Source organism: Mesorhizobium loti (genome assembly GCF_003148495.1).
GTDB classification, from domain to species: domain Bacteria; phylum Pseudomonadota; class Alphaproteobacteria; order Rhizobiales; family Rhizobiaceae; genus Mesorhizobium; species Mesorhizobium loti.
The window spans coordinates 208,374-233,317 of record NZ_QGGH01000005.1 but is presented as its reverse complement, the minus strand read 5'-3'; the positions used below and the strand labels follow the sequence as shown (position 1 = coordinate 233,317).

Sequence of the window (24,944 nt, the reverse complement as noted above, 5' to 3'; positions counted from 1 at the left end):
CGCCTAGGCGGCGAGAGCGGTGAAGGCGGAGGCGTAGACCAGCCAGCCTGCCTCTGGTGCGTCGCCCCAGGCCAGCGCTTGCAGTGCTTCGCCCTGGTACTCGCTTTCGAAGTTCTGGGCACGCGTGTGGCTATAGCCGAAACGTCCGTAATAGGTGGGGTCGCCGAGCACCACGGCCAGCGTCTCGCCGCCGTCCCTGAGGCGGATATGCGCCTCGCGGATCAGCGCGCCGCCAATGCCGCTGCCATGGAACGAGGGCTCCACCGCCAGCGGCGCGAGCGCCACGGCCGCGAAGGTCTTGCCGCCGTTCTGGACGAACAGCCGGGAAAACAGGATGTGGCCGACCACCTGGCCGTCCTCTTCCGCCACCAGTTCGGCAACGGCGTCGCCACCGGTCACCAGCGCGTCGACCAGCCCGGCCTCCGCCTGCTGGCCGAAAGCGTGTTCCTCGACGAGGCGAATGGCCTCGCGATCCCGCGGCGTCGCCGCGCGTATCGACATCATGCTCATGAGAATTTCATTCCTTTTTCGATCTTGGCCCCGCGCAGGAATTCCGACGCGGCAGCGGGCCTTCCGCCCGCCCGTTGAACTTCGACCAGTCTGATCGCGCCTGCCCCGCAGGCGACCGTCAGCCGGTCATCGAGAATTCCTCCCGACTCGCCCAAATCTTCCGAAGGCGACAGGCCTTGCGACAGCGTCGAGCGAAGCAGTTTCAGCCGCTCCGGGCGGCCGCCAATTCCTATCTCGGACCAGGCGCCGGGAAAGGGCGACAGGCCACGAATGCTATTGTGGACCTCGCTCGCCGAGCGAGTCCAGTCCACGCGCGTCTCGGATTTATCGATTTTTTTGGCGTAGGTCACCCCTTCCACCGCCTGGGCGGCAAATGTCAGGGTGTTCCTTTCCAGTCGCGCCAGCGCTTCCACCATCAGGGTCGCACCGACACTCATCAACCGATCATGCAGATCGCCGGCTGTCATATCGGGTTCGATGGCGCATTTTTCAACCAGTCCGACCGGACCGGTGTCCAAACCCTCTTCCATGCGCATCACCATCATGCCGCTTTCCAGGTCGCCGGCCATGATGGCGCGCTGGATGGGTGCCGCGCCACGCCAGCGCGGCAGCAGCGATGCATGGCCGTTGATGCAGCCAAGCCGGGCCGCCTCCAGAACCGCTTTCGGCAGCAGCAAGCCATACGCGACGACCACGGCGACATCGGCCTGCAAGGCACGGAACGCGGCCTGCTCGGCCTCGCCTTTGAGCGATCCCGGTGTCCGCGTCTCGATGCCCAGCCGTTCCGCCTCGCGCTGCACCGGCGACGGTGTCAACTCCAGCCCGCGCCGTCCGGCGGCGCGCGGCGGCTGGGTGTAGACGGCTGATATCTCATGTCCAGCCTCGGCAATCGCGCGCAGCGTCGGCACCGAAAACTCCGGCGTGCCCATGAAGATGACGCGAAGGGGCATTTCCCCTATCCCGCCAGCTTGCCCGGCGCCTTGTCCCTGGCGAGCTTCTTGAATTTCTTCACCACCATGTCGCGCTTCAGCTTCGAGATGTGGTCGATGAACAGGACACCATTGAGGTGGTCGATCTCGTGCTGCAGGCAGGTCGCCATCAGGCCCTCGGCCTCCATCTCCTGCAACTTGCCGTCACGGTCGAGATATTTGACCCGCACGGAGGCAGGGCGTTCGACTTCGGCGTAATAGTCCGGGATCGACAGGCAGCCTTCCTCGTAGACGGAGCGCGCGTCGGCGCTCTCCAGGATCTCCGGGTTGATGAAGATCTGCGGCGCTGGCGTCTCGTCTTCCTTGGCGAGATCGATCACCAGCATGCGCAGGGGTTCGCCGATCTGGATTGCCGCCAGCCCGATGCCGGGCGCGTCATACATGGTCGCCAGCATATCGTCGGCTAATTTGCGCAAGGGCGCGTCGACGCGCTCCACCGGCTTGGAAACCTGGCGCAGGATGGGGTCGGGAAGGATGATGAGCGGCTTGATCGGCATGGCGTTCCACCTAAGACCTCCAGCGAAAAGCGTCAACCATTGGGCTTGAGGCTCGTTCACGTTTTGATCTGTGCTATCAGGACGAATCGGCTATGCTGTCCACATGAATGATCTGAGCACTATCCTTTCGGAGCCTGTCGCGCGACTTGGCGCCACCACGATCACGCTCGGCCATGCGCTGGCCTTCGGCGTTTTGCTGTTTCTTGGCCTGTTCGTGGCGCTCATCATCGCGCTGTGGCGGTCGGCCAAGGCGCGGGCTGTCGCTGCCGCCGAAGCCGCCGACCATGCCCGCGACGCCGAGGCGCGGATGGCCGGCATATTGCAAAGCCAGGCCGAGATGCAGGGCCGCATGGGCGCCATCGCCGAAGTGTTCGGGGCACGGCAGGCGGAGCTGACGCAGTCGATCGGCCAGCGCCTCGACGCCATGACCGGCCGCCTTGGCCAGACCATGACCGAGCAGACGAAATCCACGCATGAGAGCCTGGCCAAATTGCAGGAGCGGCTGGCGATCATCGATGTCGCGCAAGGCAACATCCAGTCCCTCGCCGGCCAGGTCGTGCAGCTGCAGGCGATCCTTTCCAACAAGCAGACGCGCGGCGCCTTCGGCCAGTCGCGCATGGAGGCGATCGTCGCCGACGGCCTGCCGCACGGCGCCTATGAATTCCAGGCGACATTGTCGAACGGCAGCCGGCCCGATTGCCTGGTGAAGATGCCGAACGGCGCGCCGTCGCTCGCCATCGATGCAAAATTTCCGCTGGAAGCCTGGAACGCTATCCGCGCCGCCGATGGCGCCGACCTGCAGAAGGCAGCCTCGCAGGCCTTCCGCCGCGACATCGAGATCCATGTCCGCGATATCTCGGAAAAATACCTGATCCAGGGCGAGACGCAGGACACCGCCTTCATGTTCGTGCCGTCGGAATCGGTGTTCGCCGAGATCCACGAGAATTTCGAGGCGATCGTGCACAAGGCGCACCGCGCCCGTATCGTCATCGTCTCGCCGTCGCTGCTGATGCTGTCGATCCAGGTCATCCAGGCGATCCTCAAGGATGCGCGCATGCGCGAACAGGCGCATCTCATCCAGGGCGAGGTCATCCGGCTGATGGAGGACGTTGCGCGTGTCGACGAGCGGGTGCGCAAGCTGCAGGTCCATTTCGGTCAGTCGACCAAGGACATCGACGACATCTTGGTTTCGACGTCGAAGGTCACCAAGCGCGGCCAGAAGATCGAGGCGCTCGAGTTCGGCGCGCAGCCAGACGGCGATGCCGCCGCGGACGCCGCGTCACGGGCTCCGGTGGCGAAGGTCGACGCGGGCGCCCGCGTTGCCGATTCGAAAACCGGACAGCTCAGGTTGAGGGTCGTCGAAGGCGACGACTGAGCGGCGCTACTGCTCCTCCACCGTGGTCATGCCTTGAAATTCAGGCAGCCAGTGCAGCGCGGAGCGGTGCCATTTCTGCTGTGTCGGTGTCAATTCCTGGCGTTGCCGCGCGGTTCCCACTCGAATTCCATAGACCTTCGGACCATCTCCGACCGACGTGGCGTAAAGGTGCGAGCCGCAGTCGGCGCAAAAGGCCTGGGCGCGCTTGGCGCCGCTCGCCACGATCTTGATGTAGATTTTCGGCGTGCCCTTGGTGATGCGGTAGTTGCTTTCCGGCGCCGGAACCGTCACGCGAAAAGCCGTGCCGGTCAGTTGCTGGCAGTCCGTGCAGTGGCAGATGTTCGTCTTTTGAGGATCGACCTCCGCCTCGTAGGTAATGGCGCCACAATGGCAGCCGCCGTCGATTTTCATCTTCGCTCCTCCAGAATTCCCGACGATCTTAGCGGGGCAAGGCCGCGAGGCAACGGCGCAGCGCTAGTCCAGCGCCGGATCGGATGCGGTCTCGATCAGCTTGCGCCGTTTTTCCCAGGTGCCTGACGTCTGCGGCTTGACGAACAGCCGCGTGATCTCCGGCATCTCTTTTTTCAGCTTCGCCTCCAGACGCTCCACACAGGCTTCGATCTCCGGCGCCGTCAGATGATCCTCGAATTCGATGCTCAGGCCGGCGACGATCTCTGTCGGCCCCATATGGACGGTCAGGACGCCGTTTGCCCGCTGCACCGCCGGATCTTGCTGGGCGATCGCCAGCACCTGTCTCTGCACCTCGAGTGATGCCGGCTCGCCGATCAGCAGGCCCTTGCTTTCGCGTGCCAGGAAGATCGCCGTCGCGCCGAGGATCAGCCCAATGCCGATCGAGGCGGCGCCGTCGAGCTCCGGCATCTCCAGCAGGTCCGCCGCCAGGATGCCGGCGAAAGCGACGATCAGGCCGAGCAGGGCCGCACTATCCTCGAACAGCACGGTGTAGACGCTCGGATCCTTGCTCGATTGCACGGCCTGCAGCCAGCCCTCCTTGCCCTTCTGCTTGCGAAACTCCTTCAGCGCCACCCACCACGAGCTGCCTTCGAACAGGAAGGCAAGACCCAGAACGATGTAGGTCACCTCAGCGTTGGCGACCGGCTCCGGCGCCATGATATGGACCACGCCTTCGTAGAACGACACGCCGGCGCCCAGCGCGAAGACGAGAAGGGCGACGATGAAACTCCAGAAATACAGCTCGCGGGCGTGCCCGAGCGGATGCGTGCGGTCGGCCGGGCGGGCGGCGCGGCGCATGCCGTAGAGCAGCACGCCGCCATTGCCGGTATCGACCAGCGAATGCACGCCTTCCGACAGCATCGCCGAGCTGCCGGTGAACAGGGCGGCGGCGAACTTGGTCACCGCAATGGCGAGATTGCCGGCGAGTGCTGCGTAAATGACCCTTTTTGAGCCGCCATGCCCGGCCATGGTGTGTCCCCGTTGATGCGCATCCAGTCTAACGGCCAGATGGCAGAAGCTCCACAGGCATCACAACGCGCGAACCGTTGGCTCGTTCAAAACGGCGGTCGTTAAGGAGGTCGCTGGCCAAAGACTGGCGGGCAGAAAACGGCGACTATTCGACGATCTCATCAGTCCACACCTTGAAGCCGGCGAGCGTGCCCGGCCCGAAAATATGGGTCAGCGGCACATCAGCGGCGTCGCGGCCGGAGGCGATCAGGATGCGGCCGATGCGCGGCGCATTGTTGCGCGGGTCGAAGACATGCCAGCGGCCGCCGAGATAGACTTCCATCCAGGCGCAGAAATCCATGCTCGCCCACGGCTTTGGCATGCCGATGTCGCTGATATAGCCGGTGCAGTAGCGCGTCGGGATGTTGAGTGCCCGGCAGAAGGTGACGGCGAGATGCGCGTAGTCGCGGCAAACACCGCTCTGTTCGCGATAGGCTTCCGCCGCGGTGCGCGTTGGCCGCGCATTGCCGTAGTTGAAGACGATATGGTTGTGGACGAAGTCGCAGACCGCCTGCACGCGTGGAATGCCGAGCGGTGTGTTGCCGAACAGCCGCCACGCTTCGCTGGCCAGAAGGTCGCTCTCGCAAAAGCGGCTGGGCAGCAGGAACAGCAGCGTGTCCGCTGGCAGGTCGCGCACCTCGTGTTGCCAGGCCATCAGGTCGCCCATCTCGAAGGTGCCGGGATCGCGGATCACCGCGTCGGTGCCGAAGGTGAAACGCCCGGGCGGCGCGACGAACCGGTTGCACCAGTTGCCGAAACTGTCGCGATAGCTCTGGATCGGCACCGGCGGATTGGAGATCAGGAAATCCGGCCGTTCGAGATCGGAGGCCCGGGAATAGTGCACATTCAGCATCGCGATGAGCGGCGTTTCCTGGGGAAAGTCGAAGCTCATCTCGCAGCCGATGTGGATTCGCATTGTCGTCCTGACGGCCTGCCTGACGATCACCCGGCGAAGGCACGGGTTGATGCTGCAGTGCGAAAATGACCATGGCACGGACCGCCAGGGTTTACGAGCAAATTAGAAACCGGTTGAAAGCGATCCGCTGACGGCGGCAGCAGTCGCTAACCCCTTGCGGTCCGGCGGTTCTCTTGTTTCACTTCGCTTCCCACATCAGGAGGAACGAATCATGGCTAAAGGTGCGATGAAGGCAGGCAAGGAAGCCCGCAAGCCGAAGAAGGACGCCAAGAAGCCCGCCCCGGCTCCGGCCCTGAAGGCGCCGCCGGTCAAGGCGATGAAGCTCAAGGACAAGTAGGTCCGGCCCATCCGCTTCGGAATAAGATTACGGCCGGCAACACTGTTGCCGGCCGCTGTTGATCGAGCGCCCGAAATTCCTATATTGGCGCGGCGGGGACGACCTCGCGCTTCCCCCAAAATCCGGACGGGACGACCCGCCATTGTTTGACTGAGCGTCGGACACCCGAAAATCACTTTCGGTCCGATTCTCTGATGGAGCGTTGTCTATGTCGTGGATTCTTCTCTTTTTTGCCGGCCTGTTCGAGATCGGCTGGGCAATCGGCCTCAAATACACCGATGGCTTCTCGAAGCTGGTGCCGACCGTGCTGACCGTTGCTTCGATGGTTGTCAGCCTCACTCTGCTCGGCCTGGCGCTGAAGGCGCTGCCGGTCGGCACCGCCTATGCGGTGTGGACCGGCATTGGCACCGTCGGTACGGCACTGCTCGGCATCTGGCTGCTCGGCGAGCCAGCCACCGCGATCAGGCTGGCCTGCATCGCGCTCATCGTCTGCGGCATCATGGGGCTGAAGTTCGCCGCCTGACCATAGCGGCAGACAAACACGTTCAGGGCCGCTGCGAGGCGACCCTGACCTTGAAATTCGATGCTTGCCGCGAGGCTAGCGGGCGGAGAAGCCTGGAGGCGTTCTGCCGGTGCGCTGCTTGCGCGCTGCATAACGCGCGTCGCGCTTAGCCTTGCGTTCGGCTTCGTCGGCCAGAAAACGGGCGATGCGCTCGTTCTCTTCGGATTCCCGAATCTTGGCCTCAGCCTGTGCAGCTTCCTCGGCGGCGATACGTGCCGCCTCGGCTGCTGCCTCGCGCTCGGCCTTCTCGACCGCTTCGCGTGCCAGCTTTTCCTGCTTCAGCCTCGCCTTCTCGGCCTCGCGGATTTCGCGAGCCTCGAGGATCGCCTTGCGTTCGGCCTGCCGCGCCAGCACTGCGGGATCATCCGCCGCCGGCTTTGCCTTGAAGCGCTCGAGGAGCGCCTTCTTTGCCTCGTTTGCGGCGTTGCGCCGCTCGAAAACGTCTTTTTCCCTGTAGATAGCCAAGTCCACTTCCCTGAAGTCAATTCGCGACGCTTACATACGCGCGAAAACCGAGAGTTCAAGCGCCAAAACGGCATGGCAGCCATGAAATTGTTGGCTGTTGCACTCGGGAGACGCCTTTTCGGCCTAAACCGACATGCACTGTTCACCGTCCGCCCCTCTGGCGGCGAGGCGGGTCGGTCGCTACCTCTAGCCACAAAACCCAACATCAGGATGACATCAATGGAACTCGGTCTCTACACCTTCGCCGACGTCAGCCCGCAGCCGGGTCCCGGCGCCATCGGCCCGCATGAGCGGCTGCGCAACCTGATCGAGGAGGTCGAACTGGCCGACCAGGTCGGCCTCGACGTCTTCGGCCTCGGCGAGCATCACCGGCCCGATTATGCCGCCTCGGCACCGGTCGTGGCCCTGGCCGCGGCCGCCGAGCGCTCGAAGCGTATCAAGCTGACCAGCGCGGTCACCGTTCTGTCTTCCGATGACCCGGTGCGCGTCTTCCAGCAATTTGCCACGCTCGACCTTCTGTCGGGCGGCCGCGCCGAGATCATGGCCGGGCGCGGCTCGTTCATCGAATCCTTCCCGCTGTTCGGCTACAACCTCGAGGACTATGACGAGCTGTTCGCCGAAAAGCTCGATCTGCTGCTTGCCATCCGCGATAGCGTGAAGGTCACCTGGTCTGGCAATCTGCGTACGCCGATCAATGATCGCGGCGTTTATCCCCGGCCCTTCCAGGACAGGCTGCCGGTGTGGATCGCCATTGGCGGCACGCCACAATCGGCGGCGCGCGCGGGTGCCCTTGGCCTGCCGCTGGCGCTCGCGATCATCGGCGGCGAGCCGGCGCGCTTCGCGCCGCTGTTCGATCTCTACCGTGAGGCCGCCAAGCGCGCCGGCAGCGATCCGGCGGGCCTTGCCACCAGCATCAACGTGCACGGCTTCATCGCCGAAACGACCGAGCAGGCGGCCGACGATTTTTACGGCCCGCAGGCGGAAGTGATGAACCGCATCGGCCGCGAGCGCGGCTGGGGACCGACATCGCGGGCGCATTTCGACCAGTCGCGTGGTCCTGATGGCGCCTTGTTCGTCGGCAGCCCCGAGCAGGTGGCCGAGAAGATCGTTGCTCAGCAGAAGATCTTCGGCAATGACCGCTTCCTGCTGCAGATGGCGATCGGCACCATGCCGCATGCCAAGATCATGAAGGCGATCGAACTCTACGGCACCAGGGTGGCGCCGATCGTACGCAAGGAAACGTCCAAGGCCGCACCGGCACTGGCTGCGCCCGTCGCCTGAGCCAATGGCAAGGCCTACGGGCGCAGGCCTTGCCGGCTAAAGGAACCTTGAAGCCACGTCAGCGTTTTCCACCGACGGATGGCACCAATTGCGGTGCGCCGTTGAGGGACCGTGATGAAAGCCGAACCCGCCGCTTTGAGCGCAGGCGTTGCCGAGGTTGACGACGCGCGCGTCGCGGCTCGTGCCGACACGCATCTGATGCGTTCACTGCTGATCGGCATCTTCCTGTTCATGGCCATCTACGCGCTCTACTTTGCCCGCGCCTTCTTCATGCCGGTCATCCTGGCTTTCCTGCTGGCTCTGACGCTGACGCCCATCGTTCGGCTCCTGCGCAAGCACGGTATCCCCGAAGTGATTTCCGCGAGCCTTCTGGTGCTGTTGTCGATCTGCATCTTTGCCAGCGCCGGTTACCTGCTCAGCAGCCCGATCATCGACCTCATCAACAACACCTCGTCGATCGGCCAGCAACTCACCGAACGGCTGGCGCAATTGCGGCAACCGTTCGAGAAGATCATGCAGATCTCGCATCAGGTCGAACAGCTGACCGAGACCTCGCAGGAGCCGGGCATCCAGAAGGTGGCGGTGGCGCAGTCCGGCATCATGTCGGCGGCGGCCAGCAACATCCTGTCGGCGGGAACAAGCCTCACCATCATCTTCGTGCTGTCGCTGTTCCTGCTCGCGTCCGGCACGATGTTCTATGAAAAGATCATCCAGTCCTTCGCCCGTCTCAGCGAAAAGAAGCGGGCGCTACGCGTCGTCTATGACGTCGAGCGCGAAATCTCGCACTATCTGCTCACCGTCACCATCATCAATGCCGGTCTCGGCGCCGTCATCGGCCTTGGCCTGTGGGCACTAGGCATGCCCAACCCGCTGGTCTGGGGCGTGGCCGCGGCATTGCTCAACTTCCTGCCCTATGTCGGAGCGCTGATCACCATCGTGCTTGTCACGATCATGGCGCTGATCAGCTTCGACACAATCGCCTACGCACTGCTGGCGCCGGCCTTCGTGCTGTTGTGTGACATCGTCGAAGGCCAGTTCGTGACGCCGATGGTGGTCGGCCGGCGCCTCGAGATCAACGCCGTGGCGATCTTCATCGCCATCGCCTTCTGGTCATGGCTATGGGGCTTCGTCGGCGCGCTGATGGCGGTGCCTCTCCTGGTCGTCATCAAGGTGTTCTGCGATCATTTCGATGGGCTGAGCCATGTCGGCAATTTTCTCGCCGCGCAGCAGACGACCGTCGTCGAGGAGGACGACAACGCCGACACCGAACCCGCGAAAGGTTGATCAATATTTTTGAATTTGCGGCGTCGCCGGGCGCTTCCTACATGCGGTCCTGACACAGGATACCGTTCATGACCGACCTTTCCGTTCTCGATCTGTCGCCGATCATCGAAGGCAGCGATGCCTCGCAGTCGCTGGCCAACTCGCTCGATCTTGCCCGCCATGCCGAGCGGCTGGGCTACAAGCGCTACTGGCTGGCCGAGCATCACAACATGCCGGGGATCGCCAGTGCGGCAACCGCTGTCGTCATCGCCCATGTCGCCGGTGGCACGAAGACCATTCGCGTCGGTGCCGGCGGCATCATGCTGCCCAACCATGCGCCGCTGGTCATTGCCGAGCAGTTCGGCACGCTGGCCGCCTTGCATCCGGGCCGTATCGATCTCGGCATCGGCCGGGCGCCCGGCACCGATATGGGCACGGCCCGTGCCTTGCGCCGCAACCTCGAGGCCGGCGTCGACAATTTCCCGCAGGATGTCGTCGAGCTGATGGGCTATTTCCAGCCGGCCGAGGAAGGCCAGCGCATCCGCGCCGTGCCCGGCGAAGGCCAGAACGTGCCGGTCTGGATCCTCGGCTCCAGCCTCTACGGTGCGCAGCTCGCCGCCATGCTCGGCCTGCCCTACGCCTTCGCCTCGCATTTCGCGCCGGCGGAGCTGGATCACGCGCTGGACATCTACCGCTCGCGCTTCCAGCCGTCCGAGCAGCTCGACAAGCCGCATGTCATGCTCGGCCTCAACGTCTTTGCCGCGCCATCCGACGCCGAGGCACGTTTGTTGTTCACCTCGTTGCAGCAGGCTTTTGTCAATCTGCGCACGGGCCGGGCCGGCCGGCTGCCGCCACCTGTCGAGAACTATGACCGCGATCTCGATCCGATGGCAAAGACCATGCTCGACCAGGCGCTGTCCTGCGCTGTCGTCGGCTCCCCGGAAACGGTCAGGCAAGGCATCGATGCCTTCGTGCGCCGCACCGGCGCCGACGAGCTGATGGTCACCGCGCAGATATCAGACCATGCAGCGCGGGTGCGGTCGTTCGAGATCCTCGCCGAGGCCCATAAATCGCTGTCGCAAGCGGCCTGACAGTCCTGGTACGAGATACTCTTGGCTTGGAAGGTGCGGTCCGCCTCTGCTAAAGGCAGGCCACCCTTCCGCAAGATCGAGCGCCCCCATGAACGATGACCATGACGCCCGCATGCAATTTGCCATCGATCTGGCCCGGCGGGCAGGCGAACTCGGCCTGAAATATTTTCGCGACCTGGAAAACCTGACCATCGAGAGCAAGGGCCATCAGGACCTGGTCTCGGACGGCGACCGCGAGGTCGAACTGTTCATCCGCGCCGCAATCGCCGCTGATTATCCGCAAGATGGCATCGTCGGCGAGGAACATGCCTCGGTTGCCGGCCAGACTGGCTATGTCTGGGTCATCGACCCGATCGACGGCACCGCCAATTTCGTGCGCGGCATTCCGGCCTGGTGCGTGGTGATCGCCTGCACCAGGGACGGGGAGGCCGTGGTTGGCGTCATCCATGAGCCGTCGACCGGCGAGACGTTTCACGGCAGGCTGGGCGGCGGCGCCTTCGTCAACGGCCGGCCGATCAGGACCAGTGCTGCGACCAGCATCAAGGAAGGGTCCGTCGGAACCGGATTTTCAAACCGCGCCGACACCGAAAATATCGCCGTGCTGATCCGCACGCTTATGGTGCAAGGCGGCGTTTTCTTCCGCAATGCGTCCGGCGCGCTGATGCTCGCCTATGTCGCCGCCGGCCGGCTGCTTGGCTATGTCGAAGAGCACATGAACGCCTGGGACTGCCTGGCCGGCATGCTTCTGGTCGAGGAAGCCGGCGGCACCGTCGCGAAACCCGATCCGAAGACGGTGCTGCAGAAGGGCACGCTGGTCATCACGGGTGGCAAAGGCGTCTTTCCGAAACTGCAGGAGCTTTGTTCGGAGGCGTTTGGGCTCTGACTCCGCCGACGAAGTGGGCGCTATGCGCTCACACTCTGTGCCATCGCTCCCAGCGGGCGGCATGAATTGCGGATCATCAGCCGGCCCTTGAGCACCAGCTTGCGCGGCGGCGCGTCCCTGTTGCCGGCGAGACGGTCGAGAAGCAGATTGGCCGCCTGTTCGCCGATCGCCTGCACCGGTTGCGCCACCGTGGTCAGTTGCGGCTGGAACACGTCGGACCATGGAAAGTCGTCGAAGCAGGCAACCGAAATATCCTCCGGGCAGGACAGGCCGATGTCGCGGATCGCCTTCATGGTGCCGATCACCATCGGGTTGTTGGCGGAAAAAATCGCGCTTGGCCGATCGTGCGAGGAAAGCATCTGCATGGTGGCGTTATAGCCGTCGATCTCGTGGAAATTGCCGAAGCGGATCAGCTCCTCCGCGATCGGCAGCCCGGCGGCGTGCAGCGCCTCGCGGTATCCCGCCATGCGGTCATGCATCGGCGAAATATCCGATGTGCCGGTGATGTAGCCAATGCGCCGATGGCCGAGGTTGATCAGGTAGGTGATGGCGTCGAACACCGCGCGCTGGTTGTCGAGCACCACTGTATCGGTGTCGACGCCCTCGCAGATGCGGTCGAGCAGCACGACCGGCACATTGGCGTCGTCGACGATCCCCTTGAGGATCGCGCCGTCGCCGACGCGCGCCACGATCAGCCCGTCGACCATGCGGTCGAGCAGCAGCCGGATCTGGTCGTCCTGGGTGTTCAAATCCTCGTCCGTGCAGCACAGCATGACGGCATAGCCGGCCCGGTCGAAGGCCTGCTGGATGACCGAGACGACATCTGTGAAGAACGGGTTGGTGATGTGCGGCACGGTCAGCCCGATGGTGCGGGTCGTGCCCATCTTCAGGCTGCGGGCGATCGCATTGCGCTTGTAGCCGATATCGCGGATCGCCTGTTCGATGCGCTGGCTGAGTTCCGGACTGACCGTCGCCGTGCCGTTGATCAACGCCGACACGGTGGCGACCGAGACACGCGCCGCCTCGGCCACATGAAGCATTGTGGGTGCGGTGGATCTACGCTGCTTTTTTCGCCCTGACGCTGTCATTTTCGAAACGTTTCGTTACCCCTTGCTGCCAATACCTACGGAATACCACCTTTTTTAGCAAGAATCGAAATGCATCAAACTTCCGTCACCGGATATCGGCTTGACACGATCGAAACGTTTAGATTAGCGTTTGCGGGAAGTTGACGACGACGGAAGGGAGGCCGCCATTGTCATGGAACACGCGAGTTCCCTTTCCCCGGAGCACGGTGCGGCGGATCGGTCAGACACCGTTCTGAGCGCCGAGCGCGTCTCCAAGAGCTTCGGCGGCATCGCCGCCCTGGTCGATGTCGGCTTCGAGCTGCGACGCGGCGAGGTTCATGCCTTGATGGGCGAGAACGGCGCCGGCAAATCGACGCTGATGAAGATACTCTCCGGCGTCTACACCGGCTATGAAGGCACGGTTAGCGTCGATGGCCGCCCCGTCAGCTTCGCCGGCGTGCGTGACGCCGAGGATGCCGGCATCGCCATCATTCACCAGGAGCTCAACCTGGTGCCCGAACTCAGCGTCGCCGACAACATCTTCCTCGGCCGCGAGAAGCTGATCGCGGGCCTGATCGTCGACCGCAAGGCGAGCAGCCGCGCGGCGGGTGCTTTGTTGCAGCGGCTCGGCATCGAACTCGATCCGCAAGCCCGCGTCGGCGCCTTGCGCGTCGGCGAACAGCAGCTGGTTGAGATCGCCAAGGCTTTGTCGATGTCGGCACGCATCCTGATCATGGATGAGCCGACCTCGGCGCTGTCGCCAGCCGAATGCCAGCGGCTGTTCCGCATCATCCGCCAGCTTGCCGACAGCGGTGTCGCCATCGTCTACATCTCGCACCGCATCGACGAGGTCATGCATCTGGCCAGCCGCGTCACCGTGTTTCGCGACGGGCGCCATGTGCTGACCGAGCCGATGGCCAGGCTCGACGAAGACGCGATCATTTCGGCGATGGTCGGACGAAACCTGCTCGCTTCCTCCCAGGAAGAGCGCCACTCCGGCGGCAAGATCGTGCTTTCGGTCGAAAACCTGTCGCTGTCGAAGCCCGATGCGCATGGCTGGCGCACGGTGATCGACGGCGTCGGCTTCGATCTTGCCGCCGGAGAAATCCTCGGCATTGGCGGGCTGCTGGGTTCGGGCCGCACCGAGATCCTGGAAGCGATCTTCGGCTCGAGCGATGGTCGTACCGGTGGCGAAATCCAGGTCGACGGCCGACCCGTGGATATCCGTTCGCCCCGCGATGCAAGGCGGTTGGGCATTGCGCTGGTCACCGAGGACCGCAAGACGCAAGGCCTGCATCTGCAGGCATCGATCACGGACAATGTCGCGCTGCCGCTGGTCGGATCGCTGGCGCGCTTCGGCATCCGCTCGCTGGCCGGCGAACAGGGATTGGCGCGGCAGGCGGTCAAGGCGCTCGGCATCCGCTGCCAGGACATCGACCAGCCCGCCGGCACGCTGTCCGGCGGCAACCAGCAGAAGGTCGTCATCGGCAAGTGGCTGGCGACCAGGCCGAGGGTGCTGTTGCTGGACGAGCCGACGCGCGGCATCGATGTCGGCGCCAAGCGCGAGATCTACGACCTGATCTTCAAGCTGGCGCGCGACGGCCTTGCCATCGCCGTCATCAGCTCGGAACTGCCGGAGCTTTTGCATCTCTCCGACCGCATCCTGGTGATGGCCGACGGCCGCCAGACAGGCATCCTTTCCCGCGACGCGGCCAGCGAGGAGGCCATCATGCGCCTCGCCGCACCGCGCCGAACCATATCGAGACCAGCCGCATGACTGCCCTGAAACTCCTGTCCCGGACCAAGCTCTATTGGGGCCTGATCGCCATCTTCCTGATCGGCGTGCTGGGCTCGCCGATGAGTTCGAAGGGCAACAACATCTTCCTCTCCTACGGCAATCTGCTCGACGTGCTGCGCCAGGTGTCGACCACCGGGCTGATCGCCACCGGCATGACGGCTGTCATCATCACCGGCGGCATCGATCTCTCCGTCGGCTCGCTGATGGCCATCTGCTCGGTGGTCTGCGCCATGCTGCTGACGGTTCCTGGCGTGACGCCGGGCGTCGTGCTGGGCGTGCCGACCGTCGCACTGGTGGCACTTTGCCTCGGCTTCGTCGTCACCCGCTTCATCTTCCAGAACCTCGCAAAATCCCGAGCCGGCGCCGATCTCGTCCGCGACATCAGGTTGGACGGCATTCGCGGCCTGGTCACGCCCGCCGTCGTCGGCGTGGTCCTGTGCTGCCTGTCCCTGTGGTACCTGCTGCCGCAGATCGGGTCGAAATTCGGCGTGCTTGGCGTGCTGCTGGTGGCGCCGTGCGTCGGCTTGCTGTTTGGCGCGCTCAACGGCTTCATCATCGTTGCCGGACGGCTGCAGCCCTTCATCGTCACCCTGGCGATGATGGTGACGGCGCTCGGCATCGCCCGGCTGACCGCCGGCCAGAACAATGCGGTGCTGCCGGTCTATACCGGCTCGAACGCCACCGCCGATTTCGAGATCCTGCGCGAGCTGGTGTTCGGCGTCATCCCGATGCCGGGTCTGTTCTTCCTCGGCGCCATCCTGATCTATGGCGCGGTGCTGCGCTTCACGCCGTTCGGCCGCTATGTCTATGCCATCGGCGGCAATGAGGAAGCGGCGCGGCTCTCCGGCATCGCCGCCGGTCGCGTCAAGATCGCCACCTATGCCATCTCCGGACTGCTCGCCGGTATCGCCGCCGTGCTCTATGTCGCGCAGTATAGGCAAGGCAAGCCGGATGCCGGCGCCGGGCTGGAACTGGATGCCATCGCCGCCGTCGTCATCGGCGGCACCAGCCTGATGGGTGGGCGCGGTAGCCTCACCGGCACGTTCTGCGGCGTGCTGATCTTCGGCCTGCTCTCCAACATCCTGCAGCTCCACAACATCAATTCGAACCTTCAACTGGTGTTGAAGGGGATGATCATCATCGGCACCGTGCTCGTGCAGGAGCGCAATGCCGGTGATCTCCTGGCCTATCTGCGCCTGCCCGGCGGGCAAGCGGCGCACAAGGAAACGACCGCGGCAAAGCGGCCGTCGCAAGAGACACCGTCTCTCAATCTCGGAGGAAACAAGAATGAAACGACGTGACATGCTGAAGCTTGCCGCCATGACCGCGGCACTGCTGACCACCACCGCGCTCATGACCACCGGCAATGCCTATGCCCAGGACAAGAAGTGGAAGATCGGCTTCTCGCAGGTGACGACCATCGAGCCCTGGCGCGCGCAGTTCAACAAGGACATCCTGGCTGAAGCCGCCAAGCATCCCGAGGTCGAACTGATCATCACCGACGGCGAGGACAAGACCGAAAAGCAGGTCGCCGATGTCGAGAACCTGATCCGTCAGGAGGTCGACGCACTGCTGGTATCACCGAAGGAATCCGCCGGCCTGACCGGCGTCGTGCAGCAGGCGATCGACGCCAAGATTCCGGTCTTCGTGCTCGACCGCAATGTCGACACCAAGGACTACACCCAGTTCGTCGGCGGCGACAACGCGCTGATAGGCCGCGCGGCCGGCGAATATGCCGTCGAGCTGCTAGGCGGCAAGGGCAAGGCTGCGGGCAATGTCGTCGAGATCTGGGGCGGCATGGGCACCCAGCCGGCGCATGACCGCCATGACGGCTTCCACGAGTTCACCGACAAGGAGCCGGGCATCAAATATCTGCTCGACCAGCAATCGGGCGACTGGAAGCAGGACCAAGCCTATAATCTGATGGCCAACGCGCTGAAGAGCAACGAGAAGATCGATCTCGTTTATGGCCACAACGACCCGATGGCCTACGGCGCCTATCTCGCCGCCAAGGATGTCGGCCGCGAGAAGGACATCAAGTTCATCGGCATCGACGGTCTGCCCAACGAGGGCGTGCAAATGGTGAACAAGGGCGAGCTGACGGCCACCTTCACCTATGTCACCCCCGGCGCCGAAGGCCTGCGCCAGGCGATCAAGTTCCTCAACGGCGAGAAGGTCGAAAAGACCATCACTCTGCCGACCGAGAAGATCACCAAGGAAAATGCAGCCAAGGTGCTGAAGGACAACGGCCTCTGAGCCAAAACGTCCTGCCGGGTGCTTTTTGGCGCCCGGCAGATCGACCTAAGCCAGCTTGGCCAGCAATTTCATGAAGGTGGCGATCTCCTTGGCCGAGAGCGGCGCCAGCGTCTCCTGGGTGATTTCGCGGGCCAGCGGGATCAGGCGCTCGATGGCGTCGCGCCCCTCCGCGGTCAGATTGACCAGCAGCCGCCTTTTGTCGACCTCGTGCTTGGAAAGCTCGACCAGGCCGCGCGCCTTCAGCCGGTCGATGACGCCCTTCACCGTCGCCGCGTCCATGGCGATCAGCGTGCCGAGCTGGTTCTGCGAGGTCTCGCCGACATCGCGCAGCTTGGCGAGTGCGGCGAATTGCGGCGGCGTCAGATCGCCGATATGCGCGGCAAAGATCGAGACATGGCGCTGATGCGCCTTGCGCAGGATGAAGCCGACCTGCTCCTGCAAGAGGTAATCCTGGTCGTCCGGCGTCTCGACCTCGACCAGCTTCAGCAGATTGTCCTCGGTGCTCACCGCAGCCCGTCCCAGGCCTTGATATCCCCGGCGGCCAAGCCACCCATGCGGTCGTGCACGCGCGGGCCACAGGTCATGGCGAGGCAGAACAGGATCTCGTCGGGGCGCGGGCCATCGCTGATGCCGACTTCCATGGCATCGAAATGGCTGCGCACATAGGCGGCGTTGATGTGGCCGAGCGGCACGTCGAGCTTTGAACCGAAAGCTCCAACCTTCTTCGCCGACGGCACGATCGCCTTGGCGTCGCCGAGCCGTTCGCGCATGGCGTAGCCGCCGGGCACATGCCAGAGTGCACCGTGCTCCAGCTCACCCGCCGTGCCGACAATGGCGCCCTTGCCGTAGCCGTCGATCTGCTTGACGTCGCCGCCGAGTGCCGCGATCAGCCGGTCGGCGAGCAACAGGCCAAGCGGCTTCAAATCGTCCATGGCGCTCTGCAAATCCTCGACATAGCGCCCGGCGAACGGGTTCTTGACCAGCGCCATGGCGGCGGCGCGGCGGCGCGGCATCTTGGCCACCGGCCCGCCCTCATGGAAGATCTCTTCGGTCAGCACCGCGATCTTGCGGATCGGAAACTCAGGCATGGGCAACTTCCTCCCTCGAACTTTTGTTGGGCGCGGCAAGCGCAACCGAGCCACTGATGCGGATCTCACCGCCAAGAAACAGCGCCGATCCGGCAATCAGGCCGCGCCGGCGAAAATCTTCGGCGACGGCAAGGCCGTTGTCCAGCGCCCGCGCCACTTCGCCAAGTGCAAGCGTGCCGACGCCATGTGTCACCAGGCGCGCGCCGAGATCGCTGTCGGGCGACAGTTCGTGTGCGGGAATGCGCTTGATGGCCGGATTGCCGGGCAGGTCCACCGCGTTGGCAATGAGCGTCGCCGCCGCATCGGCCTCGGCGCCAGTCCGCGCCAGCACGGTGACGGCGTCTGCAATGCCAAGTGAGAAGGAGCGGCCTCGCCAACCGCTGGTGGCGACGCCGCGAACGCCATCTTCCGCGCGGATCGTGATCCGGTCGGCCATGTCGTTGCCGGTGCCAGCGATCGCCAAGCCCATCGACTGGCCCTTGCCGATATGGATTGCGCAGTCGCCGCCATTGTTGACATAGGCGCGATCGAGCTTGCGGCCGGCAAGCAATGCGGCGAGCATTTCGTCGGCTACCGATCCGGCGACGGCGGCCATCGGTGTAATGAAACATTCCGCCAAGGGTATGACGGCTGCTTCCATGCGGCGCGCCGTCGGGCCTGCGAAGGTGCGGGGCGCCAGGAAAAACGCCGGGAGCCGCAATTCGGGGAGCTCCTCGACCAACTCCATCAGGATCGTCTGAAAGCGCGCGACAGCTTGCGCGTAAGCGGCGCGACACTCATCCGCTTCGCCAAAAACCTCGACGATCAGGTCGATCGGCCCGTGGTTGAGATGCAGCCGCTTGCCGTCCTGCAGCCAATGCGTTTGCGGGCCTTGCATCATCCGGTCTCGTTCGACGCAGCGCGGCGCAATTGCGCCAGTGGCGGCCATGGATTGCTGACCGCGGCACCGGTGCCGCGTCGCGAATTGAAATATTCGCCACCCTTGGCAACGATATCATCGACGCTGCGGATCTCGGCCTCGTAGCCGCCGAGCCTGATGTAGTCGTCGCGGCGGAGCGTGAATTCGATCGGCGCCACAAGTGCGGGGGTCGGCACATAGCCGAAGGCCCCTTCCGGCACCCTGGTGACATCGACCATCAGCGTGATGCCGCCGCCCGGCCAGACATAGACCGGCGCGCCGCCGACCGTCACATAGGTGGTCAGGCCCTGCACGGAACGGGTGAGATTGACCGGGTTTTCGGTGACGCCGGCGCGCAATGAACCGCCGGCGCCGCCGATGAACAGCACGGTGCAGAGCGCCGGCTCGCAATTGTCCTCGATCAGGCCGACCGATTTCTGCAGCCGTTCGGGAAACGGCTTCTGCACCGGCTTCAGTTCATCATCGAGCTCGTAATAGGCGAACTGCTCGCCGGTGGTCGAAACCATCAGCAGCGACAGGCCGGGGCGCGCGCCTTTCTTGGCATTCCATTCGCCGAGGATCGACAGCGGGTCTGAAATGCTGGTGCCGCCCCAGCCGAGGCCGGGCTCGGAGACCTTGAAATAGCGGCCCGGCGTCGAACGGCGGCCGATGATCTTTATCCCGGTATCCTGCCAGCCCAGCACCTTGCCGGCCTGATGCTCCGAAACGACGCCGGTGATGTGGTCGTCGACCACCACCACCTCGTCGACAAGGCCGCGCCATTGTGTGGCGAACATGCCGATGGTTGCCGAGCCGCAGCCGACACGCATGCGGTGTTCCTGCTTGCCGTCGATGACAGGCGGTTTGCCGGCTTCGACTGTTATGGTGGCGCCGCCGTCTATGGCCAATTCCACCGGCTTGCGGTTGCACAGATTGAGCAGCGCGTCGCAGGTCGCGCGGCCTTCGGCCTTCGAGCCGCCGGTCAAATGATGCACGCCGCCCAGCGACAGCATCTGCGAGCCATATTCGCCCGTCGTGACATGGCCGATTGCCTCGCCCTGCGATCGCACAATGGCCGTCTCGGGTCCGATATGCCGGTCGGTATCGATCTTCACCTTGACGCCGCAGTACGAAAAAATGCCTTCCGTGACGACGGTGACGAGATCGACGCCTTCGACCTCCTGGCTGACGATGAAAGGGGCGGGCTTGTAGTCGGGATAGGTGGTGCCGGCGCCTATTGCCGTGACGAAGCGGCGCCCGGTGTTGACCAGTTCGCCATCCCAGGCCTCGCCCTCGGCGACGAAGGGCACGATTGCCGCGCCGGTCTCAGCCGCATGGTCGAGGATGGTCAGCGGGTCCATCCGCACGATCCTGCCGCCGACATTGCCGTAGCGGTCGCAGGCGCCGGTGCGGCCATCGGCGATGTAGCACATGACCGGACAGGCATCGCAGCGGATCTTTTCCGCCACCAGCTTCTCGCCGGGATCATGCGTTTCGAAGCGCTCGGCAAGCTCGCTCATCGGCGTGCCTCCTTTTCGCGGATGCCATCTTTTTCACGGATGCCAGCACGGATCCGCGTCGGCGTCGCCGGAACCTTGGTGATGAGAACACCGGTGGCGTGGCGGATGGCGTTGAGGATCGCCGGCGCCGTTGGGATCAGCACATGTTCGCCCAGCCCCTTGGCGCCGAATGGGCCTTCCGGATCGGGAACCTCGATCAGGATGGTTTCGATCGGCGGCACGTCGCCAATGGTCGGGATCAGATAGTCGTGCAAATTCTCGGTACGGCCGGGGATGTACTCCTCCATCAGCGCCATACCGATGCCTTGTGCGATGCCGCCCTCGATCTGGCCTTCGACCAGCAGCGGGTTGATCGCCTTGCCGACATCGTGCGCGGCGGTGATCTTGATCAGCTTGACCGTGCCGAGCTTGAGGTCGACCTCAAGTTCGGCGATCTGCGCGCCGAAGCCGTAGACGGCGTAGGGTTTGCCCTGGCCCTTGGCATCGAGCGGCAGCGTCGGCGGATCGTAGGTCTCCTGGGCGCGGAAGACGAAGCCTTCGGCATCCACGTCGAGCGAGGCGAGATCGATACGGCGCGTGGCTTCGCCTTCGCGGATGACGATCGCCTGGCCGTCGAGTTGCAGGGCTGCGTTTCCGGAAACATTGGCAAAGCGCAGGATCTTTTCGCGCAAGGCACGGCCGGCCTTTTCGGCGGCCTTGCCGGTCACGAAAGTCTGGCGTGAGGCCGATGTCTTGCCGGCGTCGGGGGTGATCGCCGTATCTGCGCTCTTCAGCTGGAATTTCTCCAGCGGCAGGCCGAGCGCGTCGGCGCAGATCTGGGTGATGACCGTGTTGGAACCCTGGCCGATATCGACCGCGCCCTGGTGCAGGATGACCGTGCCGTCAGCCGCAATGCCGACCAGGATGGTCGACGGGTTGGGCAGCGAGGTGTTGCCGCAGCCATACCAGCACGACGCGACGCCAACGCCGCGCTTTCTATCCCTGTTGGCACTGTTGAACGCATCCGCATCAGCCGTCGCGCGCACCCAATGCGGGCGTAGCGATTCGAGGCATTCGGCAATGCCGACGCCGGAGTCCAGCCGTTGCCCGGTAACCGTTTCGGAACCGTTCCGAAGGCAGTTCTTCAAGCGAAAATCGAGTCGGTCCATGCCGAGCTTGCCGGCCAGCTCATCATAGAGCGTCTCCTGCATGATCGTCGCCTGCGGCACGCCGAAGCCACGGAAGGCGCCTGAGATCGGCCCATGGGTGTGAATGGCGCGGCCCTCGGCATGGTAGTTCGGCGTCGCATAGGGGCCGGACGCATGCACCGGCACGCGGTTGGCGACGGTCGGCCCCCAGCTTGCATAGGCGCCGGTGTTGAAATCGCCTGAGAAGATCATCCCGGTGACAAGGCCATCGGCATCGGCGCCGATGGTCGCTTTCATCACGGCTGGATGGCGCTTGGTGGTCGAAATCATCGATTCGGTGCGGGTGTAGGCAAGTGCCGCCGGTCGCCCCGTCTTCAGCGCCACAAGGCCGATCAGCGGCTGCAGCGAAACGTCGAGCTTGGAGCCGAAGCCACCGCCGGTCGCGGTCGGCACGATGCGCACCTTGTCGACGGCAAGGCCGAGCACCTTCGCCGTCTCGTCGCGGTCCATATAGGGTGCCTGGGTGCAGGCGACGACGACCAGCGTGTCGCCGTCCAGATAGGCATAGCCGGCTTCCGGCTCGATATAGGCGTGCTCGACATAGGAGGTGTCGATGGCGCCGGACACGGTGAACGCCGCGTCGGCAAGCGCCGCTTCCGGGTCGCCGCGTTCGACCAGGCCGGAGGTGAGCAGGTTTGCCGGCCGGTTGTCATGCATCAGCGCAGCACCCTCGGCCTGCGCTTCGGCAGGCTGCAGAAAATGCGGCAGTTCGCTCCAGCGGATCGGAAAATCCGACAAATCGAGATCGAGGATCGCCTCGCGTTCGCCGGCAACCAGCGCCACCGCCTCGCCACGAAGCCGCGAAAACCCTTCGGCCAGTGCCGGCTGGTCGGCGAACGGACCGATAGCGCCGAAACAGTTCTTCCCCGGAATGTCGGCGGCTGTGAAGACACCGGCGATGCCGGGATGCGCCTTCGCCCAGCCGTTGAGGTCGCCGAAGGCGAAGCTGGCGTGATAATGCGGCGAGCGGACCACCAGCACGGCCAGCGCATCGGCGGGGAAGGAATCGCCGCCGAATTTCTCAGCCCCGGTGACCTTCTGCACGCCGTCGAGCCTGATGGGCGAGGAACCGATCGCATGGCCGGATTGAGGCAAGCGGAAATCGAGGCTTGCTGCCTGCAGGGAGGCATCCATCACCGCCGCGATGATCTTCCGGTAGCCGGTGCAGCGGCAGAGAATACCGCCCAGCGCATCCTGCACCTCCGCCTCGGTAGGGCGGGGCTGCTTGTCCAGCAATGCGGTTGCCGCGACCAGCAGCGCCGGCGTGCAGATGCCGCATTGCGCCGCGCCATGGGCAAGGAACGAGGCCTGCAGCGCCGACAGCCGGCCATTGGCGAGGCCTTCGACCGTCGTCACCGACGCCCCGGCGACGGATGCAGCCGGCATCAGGCAAGCGCAGACGGGATCGCCGTCGACCAGCACCGTGCAAGCGCCGCAATCACCGGCATCGCAGCCGACCTTGGTGCCGGTCAGCAGCAATTCATCGCGTAGCACCAAGGACAGTCGGCGCAGCGGCGGTACGTTGACGGAGATGGCGGCGCCATTGACCTCGAAGGCGATGTCGGCTCGTTCTGGGCCGAGAGCAGGCCGAACGGCGCCCGGACCGGGCAGGGCTTCACGCATATCAGGCTGAACTTGGCTCATGCCGCCGCCACCTCGTCGCCAGTCGTTCGCCCCACAGCCGCAAGCACGGCGCGGGCGACAATCTCGCGCACCGCATCGAGCCGGTATTCGGCGCTGCCGCGTACGTCGGCGATGGGTGACAGTTCGCTCATCGGCGCGGCCAGGATCGCGTCGGCAAGTCCGCCGTCCACCGGCAGTCCGCGCAGCGCGGCTTCGACACCGGCCAGCCGCTTGGCCACCACCGAACAGGAGCCGGCGGCGACCGCCGCTTCGGCGACAGTGCTGTTGTCGACGACCAGACGCGCCGCCACCATGGCGATGGAAATGACGAGGTAGCGCCGGGCGCCGAGCTTGACGAAAGCCGACGTGCCGCTGGGCTTCGGCACGCGGATGGCCGTCACCATCTCACCGGGCAGCAGCGCCGTGCGGCGGTTGCCAAGAATGAAGTCCTGCAGCCGCAGATGCCGCGTGGCTGCCACGGAGCGCAGCTCGACCTCGGCATCGAGGACGAGCAGGCCCGGCACGCCGTCGGCGGCAGGCGACGCGTTGCAGAGATTGCCGGCGACCGAGGCGACGTTCTGGATCTGCGCCGAGCCGACCTCTCGCGCCGCCTGTTTCAGCGCGTTGAAGGCCGGCGGCAAGCGATGGCGGATAATGTCGGTCCAGGTCGTGCGCGCGCCGATGACGAAGTGGTCGTCCGTTTCGGCAATGCCGCGCAGCGAAGCCAGACCGTTGATATCGAGAACATTGTCGCGGAAGGGTTTGCTGCCCTGTGCCGGATAGAAGTCGGTGCCGCCGGCAAGGATGCGCCAGGCGCCCTCGCCAAGCAAAGCGAGCGCTTCGTCGACCGAGGTGGGTTTCGCGTAACGGATCACGCTTTGCCTTCCAGAAAAGAGGTCTTCCAGAAACCGGTGTTTCGAAAGACTCTGCCGGCATCAGCGCCGGAAAATTCATTCGTATGCAAATGATATCAAGACGGCAGGAATTGTCAAAGCCGGAGTTTGCGCCGGCTCGGCCGGCACGCATTTGTTATGTCGCCAGAGGTTGACGCGGCCGGCCATCTGGTCAAGTTTCTGCCTCCGGTCGCGGCAGCGGCATCGAGACAGAGAGAAGGAAGCCGCATGGCCGACGAAGCGCTTGTTGTCATCGACCTGCAGAACGACTTTTGTCCGGGCGGCGCGCTGGCGGTTGCCGGCGGCGACGAGATCGTGCCGCTGGTCAACGACCTGATCCGGCGAACCGACCATGTCGTGCTGACGCAGGACTGGCATCCCGCCGGTCATTCCAGCTTTGCCTCCAGTCATCCGGGCGCGCAGCCCTTCACGATGATCGAAATGCCCTATGGCCAGCAGACGCTGTGGCCGGACCATTGCATCCAGGGCAGCCTCGGCTCGGATTTCCATTCCGGCCTCGCCTGGACCAAGGCCGAGCTCGTCATCCGCAAGGGGTTTCGGCCTGATATCGACAGCTATTCGGCCTTCTTCGAGAATGACCGCACGACGCAGACCGGCCTTGCAGGCTACCTCCGGGAGCGTGGCATCGACACGCTGACCCTGGTCGGCCTGGCGACCGATTTCTGCGTCGGCTTCTCAGCGCTGGACGCAGTCAGCCAGGGCTTCAAAACCACGGTCCGGCTCGATGCCTGCCGTGGCATCGATCTCAACGGTTCGCTCGAAGCCATGCTGCAGCGCATGCGCGACGCCGGCGTGACGCTCGAAGACCATTTGTCGGATTGAACCGGCCCTTGAGACAGAACCCCCTCACCCGGATTTCCAACCGAATTGCGAAGAGCAATTCGGGGCAATCCGACCTCTCCCCGAGGGGAGAGGAGATGGCGAGCATCGGCGCCAAGTCTCTTC

25 protein-coding genes are annotated in these 24,944 nt (G+C 64.4%); 11 read left to right on the top strand and 14 right to left on the bottom strand.

What is annotated here, in order from left to right; all coding sequences use genetic code 11:
* Positions 1-3: 3 nt before the first annotated feature.
* Genes C8D77_RS20915 through def form a run of 3 tightly spaced genes read right to left on the bottom strand, consistent with a single transcriptional unit; the run spans position 4 to position 1,996 of the window.
* Positions 4-510: a GNAT family N-acetyltransferase gene (locus tag C8D77_RS20915; protein WP_109667261.1), complete on the bottom strand. Its 507-nt coding sequence runs from the start codon at positions 508-510 to the stop codon at positions 4-6.
* Positions 507-1,460, bottom strand: coding sequence for a methionyl-tRNA formyltransferase (gene fmt / locus C8D77_RS20910; RefSeq protein ID WP_109667259.1), 954 nt, complete (start codon positions 1,458-1,460; stop codon positions 507-509). The genes C8D77_RS20915 and fmt overlap by 4 nt, the downstream gene beginning before the upstream one ends.
* A gap of 5 nt (positions 1,461-1,465) precedes the next feature.
* Positions 1,466-1,996 carry a peptide deformylase gene (def, locus tag C8D77_RS20905; RefSeq protein WP_109667256.1) on the bottom strand — a complete coding sequence of 177 codons (531 nt, stop codon included), beginning with the start codon at positions 1,994-1,996 and terminating at the stop codon, positions 1,466-1,468.
* Between the two features lie 103 nt (positions 1,997-2,099).
* Between def and C8D77_RS20900 the strand changes: the two genes are divergently transcribed.
* Positions 2,100-3,371, top strand: coding sequence for a DNA recombination protein RmuC (locus C8D77_RS20900; RefSeq protein ID WP_109667253.1), 1,272 nt, complete (start codon positions 2,100-2,102; stop codon positions 3,369-3,371).
* Between the two features lie 6 nt (positions 3,372-3,377).
* Here the strand turns inward: C8D77_RS20900 and C8D77_RS20895 are convergent, their stop codons facing one another.
* From C8D77_RS20895 to C8D77_RS20885, 3 genes are all read right to left on the bottom strand, one after another.
* On the bottom strand, positions 3,378-3,782 hold the full coding sequence (locus C8D77_RS20895; protein WP_109667250.1) for a GFA family protein: 405 nt from the start codon (positions 3,780-3,782) through the stop codon (positions 3,378-3,380).
* A 63-nt stretch (positions 3,783-3,845) separates the two neighbouring features.
* Complete coding sequence (locus tag C8D77_RS20890; protein ID WP_109667247.1) at positions 3,846-4,811, bottom strand: cation diffusion facilitator family transporter; 966 nt, start codon at positions 4,809-4,811, stop codon at positions 3,846-3,848.
* Positions 4,812-4,956: 145 nt separating this feature from the next.
* Complete coding sequence (locus tag C8D77_RS20885; protein WP_109667764.1) at positions 4,957-5,766, bottom strand: transglutaminase-like domain-containing protein; 810 nt, start codon at positions 5,764-5,766, stop codon at positions 4,957-4,959.
* Positions 5,767-5,977: 211 nt separating this feature from the next.
* On the opposite strand from C8D77_RS20885, the gene C8D77_RS38825 reads away from it, so the two are divergent.
* Positions 5,978-6,103 (top strand): hypothetical protein, encoded by a 126-nt coding sequence (locus C8D77_RS38825; protein ID WP_013528464.1) that lies wholly within the window; start codon positions 5,978-5,980, stop codon positions 6,101-6,103.
* Between the two features lie 208 nt (positions 6,104-6,311).
* A complete protein-coding gene (sugE, locus tag C8D77_RS20875; RefSeq protein WP_013528463.1) occupies positions 6,312-6,626 on the top strand; it encodes a quaternary ammonium compound efflux SMR transporter SugE in 315 nt (104 codons plus the stop codon).
* 75 nt (positions 6,627-6,701) lie between these two features.
* Here sugE and C8D77_RS20870 read toward each other — a convergent pair whose 3' ends face one another.
* Positions 6,702-7,130 (bottom strand): DUF6481 family protein, encoded by a 429-nt coding sequence (locus C8D77_RS20870; RefSeq protein ID WP_109667244.1) that lies wholly within the window; start codon positions 7,128-7,130, stop codon positions 6,702-6,704.
* 219 nt (positions 7,131-7,349) lie between these two features.
* On the opposite strand from C8D77_RS20870, the gene C8D77_RS20865 reads away from it, so the two are divergent.
* From C8D77_RS20865 to C8D77_RS20850, 4 genes are all read left to right on the top strand, one after another.
* A complete protein-coding gene (locus tag C8D77_RS20865; protein ID WP_109667241.1) occupies positions 7,350-8,411 on the top strand; it encodes an LLM class flavin-dependent oxidoreductase in 1,062 nt (353 codons plus the stop codon).
* 114 nt (positions 8,412-8,525) lie between these two features.
* Positions 8,526-9,695: an AI-2E family transporter gene (locus C8D77_RS20860; RefSeq protein ID WP_109667239.1), complete on the top strand. Its 1,170-nt coding sequence runs from the start codon at positions 8,526-8,528 to the stop codon at positions 9,693-9,695.
* A gap of 68 nt (positions 9,696-9,763) precedes the next feature.
* Complete coding sequence (locus tag C8D77_RS20855) at positions 9,764-10,765, top strand: LLM class flavin-dependent oxidoreductase (RefSeq protein ID WP_109667236.1); 1,002 nt, start codon at positions 9,764-9,766, stop codon at positions 10,763-10,765.
* Between the two features lie 88 nt (positions 10,766-10,853).
* Entirely contained in the window at positions 10,854-11,648 is a 795-nt protein-coding gene (locus C8D77_RS20850; protein ID WP_109667234.1) for an inositol monophosphatase family protein, read from the top strand.
* Between the two features lie 20 nt (positions 11,649-11,668).
* On the opposite strand, the gene C8D77_RS20845 is transcribed toward C8D77_RS20850, so the two are convergent.
* Complete coding sequence (locus C8D77_RS20845; protein WP_109667232.1) at positions 11,669-12,688, bottom strand: LacI family DNA-binding transcriptional regulator; 1,020 nt, start codon at positions 12,686-12,688, stop codon at positions 11,669-11,671.
* 220 nt (positions 12,689-12,908) lie between these two features.
* Here C8D77_RS20845 and C8D77_RS20840 point away from each other — a divergent pair, with 220 nt between their 5' ends.
* The 3 genes from C8D77_RS20840 to C8D77_RS20830 are packed head-to-tail and all read left to right on the top strand — an operon-like array spanning position 12,909 to position 16,769.
* Positions 12,909-14,492: a sugar ABC transporter ATP-binding protein gene (locus C8D77_RS20840; protein ID WP_109667762.1), complete on the top strand. Its 1,584-nt coding sequence runs from the start codon at positions 12,909-12,911 to the stop codon at positions 14,490-14,492.
* A complete protein-coding gene (locus C8D77_RS20835; protein ID WP_109667230.1) occupies positions 14,489-15,814 on the top strand; it encodes an ABC transporter permease in 1,326 nt (441 codons plus the stop codon). The genes C8D77_RS20840 and C8D77_RS20835 overlap by 4 nt, the downstream gene beginning before the upstream one ends.
* The gene (locus tag C8D77_RS20830) at positions 15,801-16,769 is read left to right on the top strand and encodes a substrate-binding domain-containing protein (protein WP_109667227.1); all 969 of its coding nucleotides are present in this window, start codon (positions 15,801-15,803) and stop codon (positions 16,767-16,769) included. The genes C8D77_RS20835 and C8D77_RS20830 overlap by 14 nt, the downstream gene beginning before the upstream one ends.
* A gap of 45 nt (positions 16,770-16,814) precedes the next feature.
* Here the strand turns inward: C8D77_RS20830 and C8D77_RS20825 are convergent, their stop codons facing one another.
* Genes C8D77_RS20825 through C8D77_RS20800 form a run of 6 tightly spaced genes read right to left on the bottom strand, consistent with a single transcriptional unit; the run spans position 16,815 to position 23,960 of the window.
* Complete coding sequence (locus C8D77_RS20825) at positions 16,815-17,276, bottom strand: MarR family winged helix-turn-helix transcriptional regulator (RefSeq protein WP_109667225.1); 462 nt, start codon at positions 17,274-17,276, stop codon at positions 16,815-16,817.
* Positions 17,273-17,857 carry an amino acid synthesis family protein gene (locus C8D77_RS20820; RefSeq protein WP_109667222.1) on the bottom strand — a complete coding sequence of 195 codons (585 nt, stop codon included), beginning with the start codon at positions 17,855-17,857 and terminating at the stop codon, positions 17,273-17,275. The genes C8D77_RS20825 and C8D77_RS20820 overlap by 4 nt, the downstream gene beginning before the upstream one ends.
* Positions 17,850-18,734: a UPF0280 family protein gene (locus tag C8D77_RS20815; RefSeq protein WP_109667760.1), complete on the bottom strand. Its 885-nt coding sequence runs from the start codon at positions 18,732-18,734 to the stop codon at positions 17,850-17,852. Before C8D77_RS20815 ends, C8D77_RS20820 begins: the two co-directional genes overlap by 8 nt.
* The gene (locus C8D77_RS20810) at positions 18,734-20,275 is read right to left on the bottom strand and encodes a 6-hydroxynicotinate reductase (RefSeq protein WP_109667219.1); all 1,542 of its coding nucleotides are present in this window, start codon (positions 20,273-20,275) and stop codon (positions 18,734-18,736) included. The genes C8D77_RS20815 and C8D77_RS20810 overlap by 1 nt, the downstream gene beginning before the upstream one ends.
* Positions 20,272-23,106: a molybdopterin-dependent oxidoreductase gene (locus C8D77_RS20805; RefSeq protein ID WP_109667216.1), complete on the bottom strand. Its 2,835-nt coding sequence runs from the start codon at positions 23,104-23,106 to the stop codon at positions 20,272-20,274. Before C8D77_RS20805 ends, C8D77_RS20810 begins: the two co-directional genes overlap by 4 nt.
* Positions 23,103-23,960 (bottom strand): FAD binding domain-containing protein, encoded by an 858-nt coding sequence (locus C8D77_RS20800; RefSeq protein ID WP_109667213.1) that lies wholly within the window; start codon positions 23,958-23,960, stop codon positions 23,103-23,105. Before C8D77_RS20800 ends, C8D77_RS20805 begins: the two co-directional genes overlap by 4 nt.
* A 246-nt stretch (positions 23,961-24,206) precedes the next feature.
* Here C8D77_RS20800 and pncA point away from each other — a divergent pair, with 246 nt between their 5' ends.
* Complete coding sequence (gene pncA, locus C8D77_RS20795; protein ID WP_109667757.1) at positions 24,207-24,821, top strand: bifunctional nicotinamidase/pyrazinamidase; 615 nt, start codon at positions 24,207-24,209, stop codon at positions 24,819-24,821.
* Positions 24,822-24,944 lie beyond the last annotated feature (123 nt).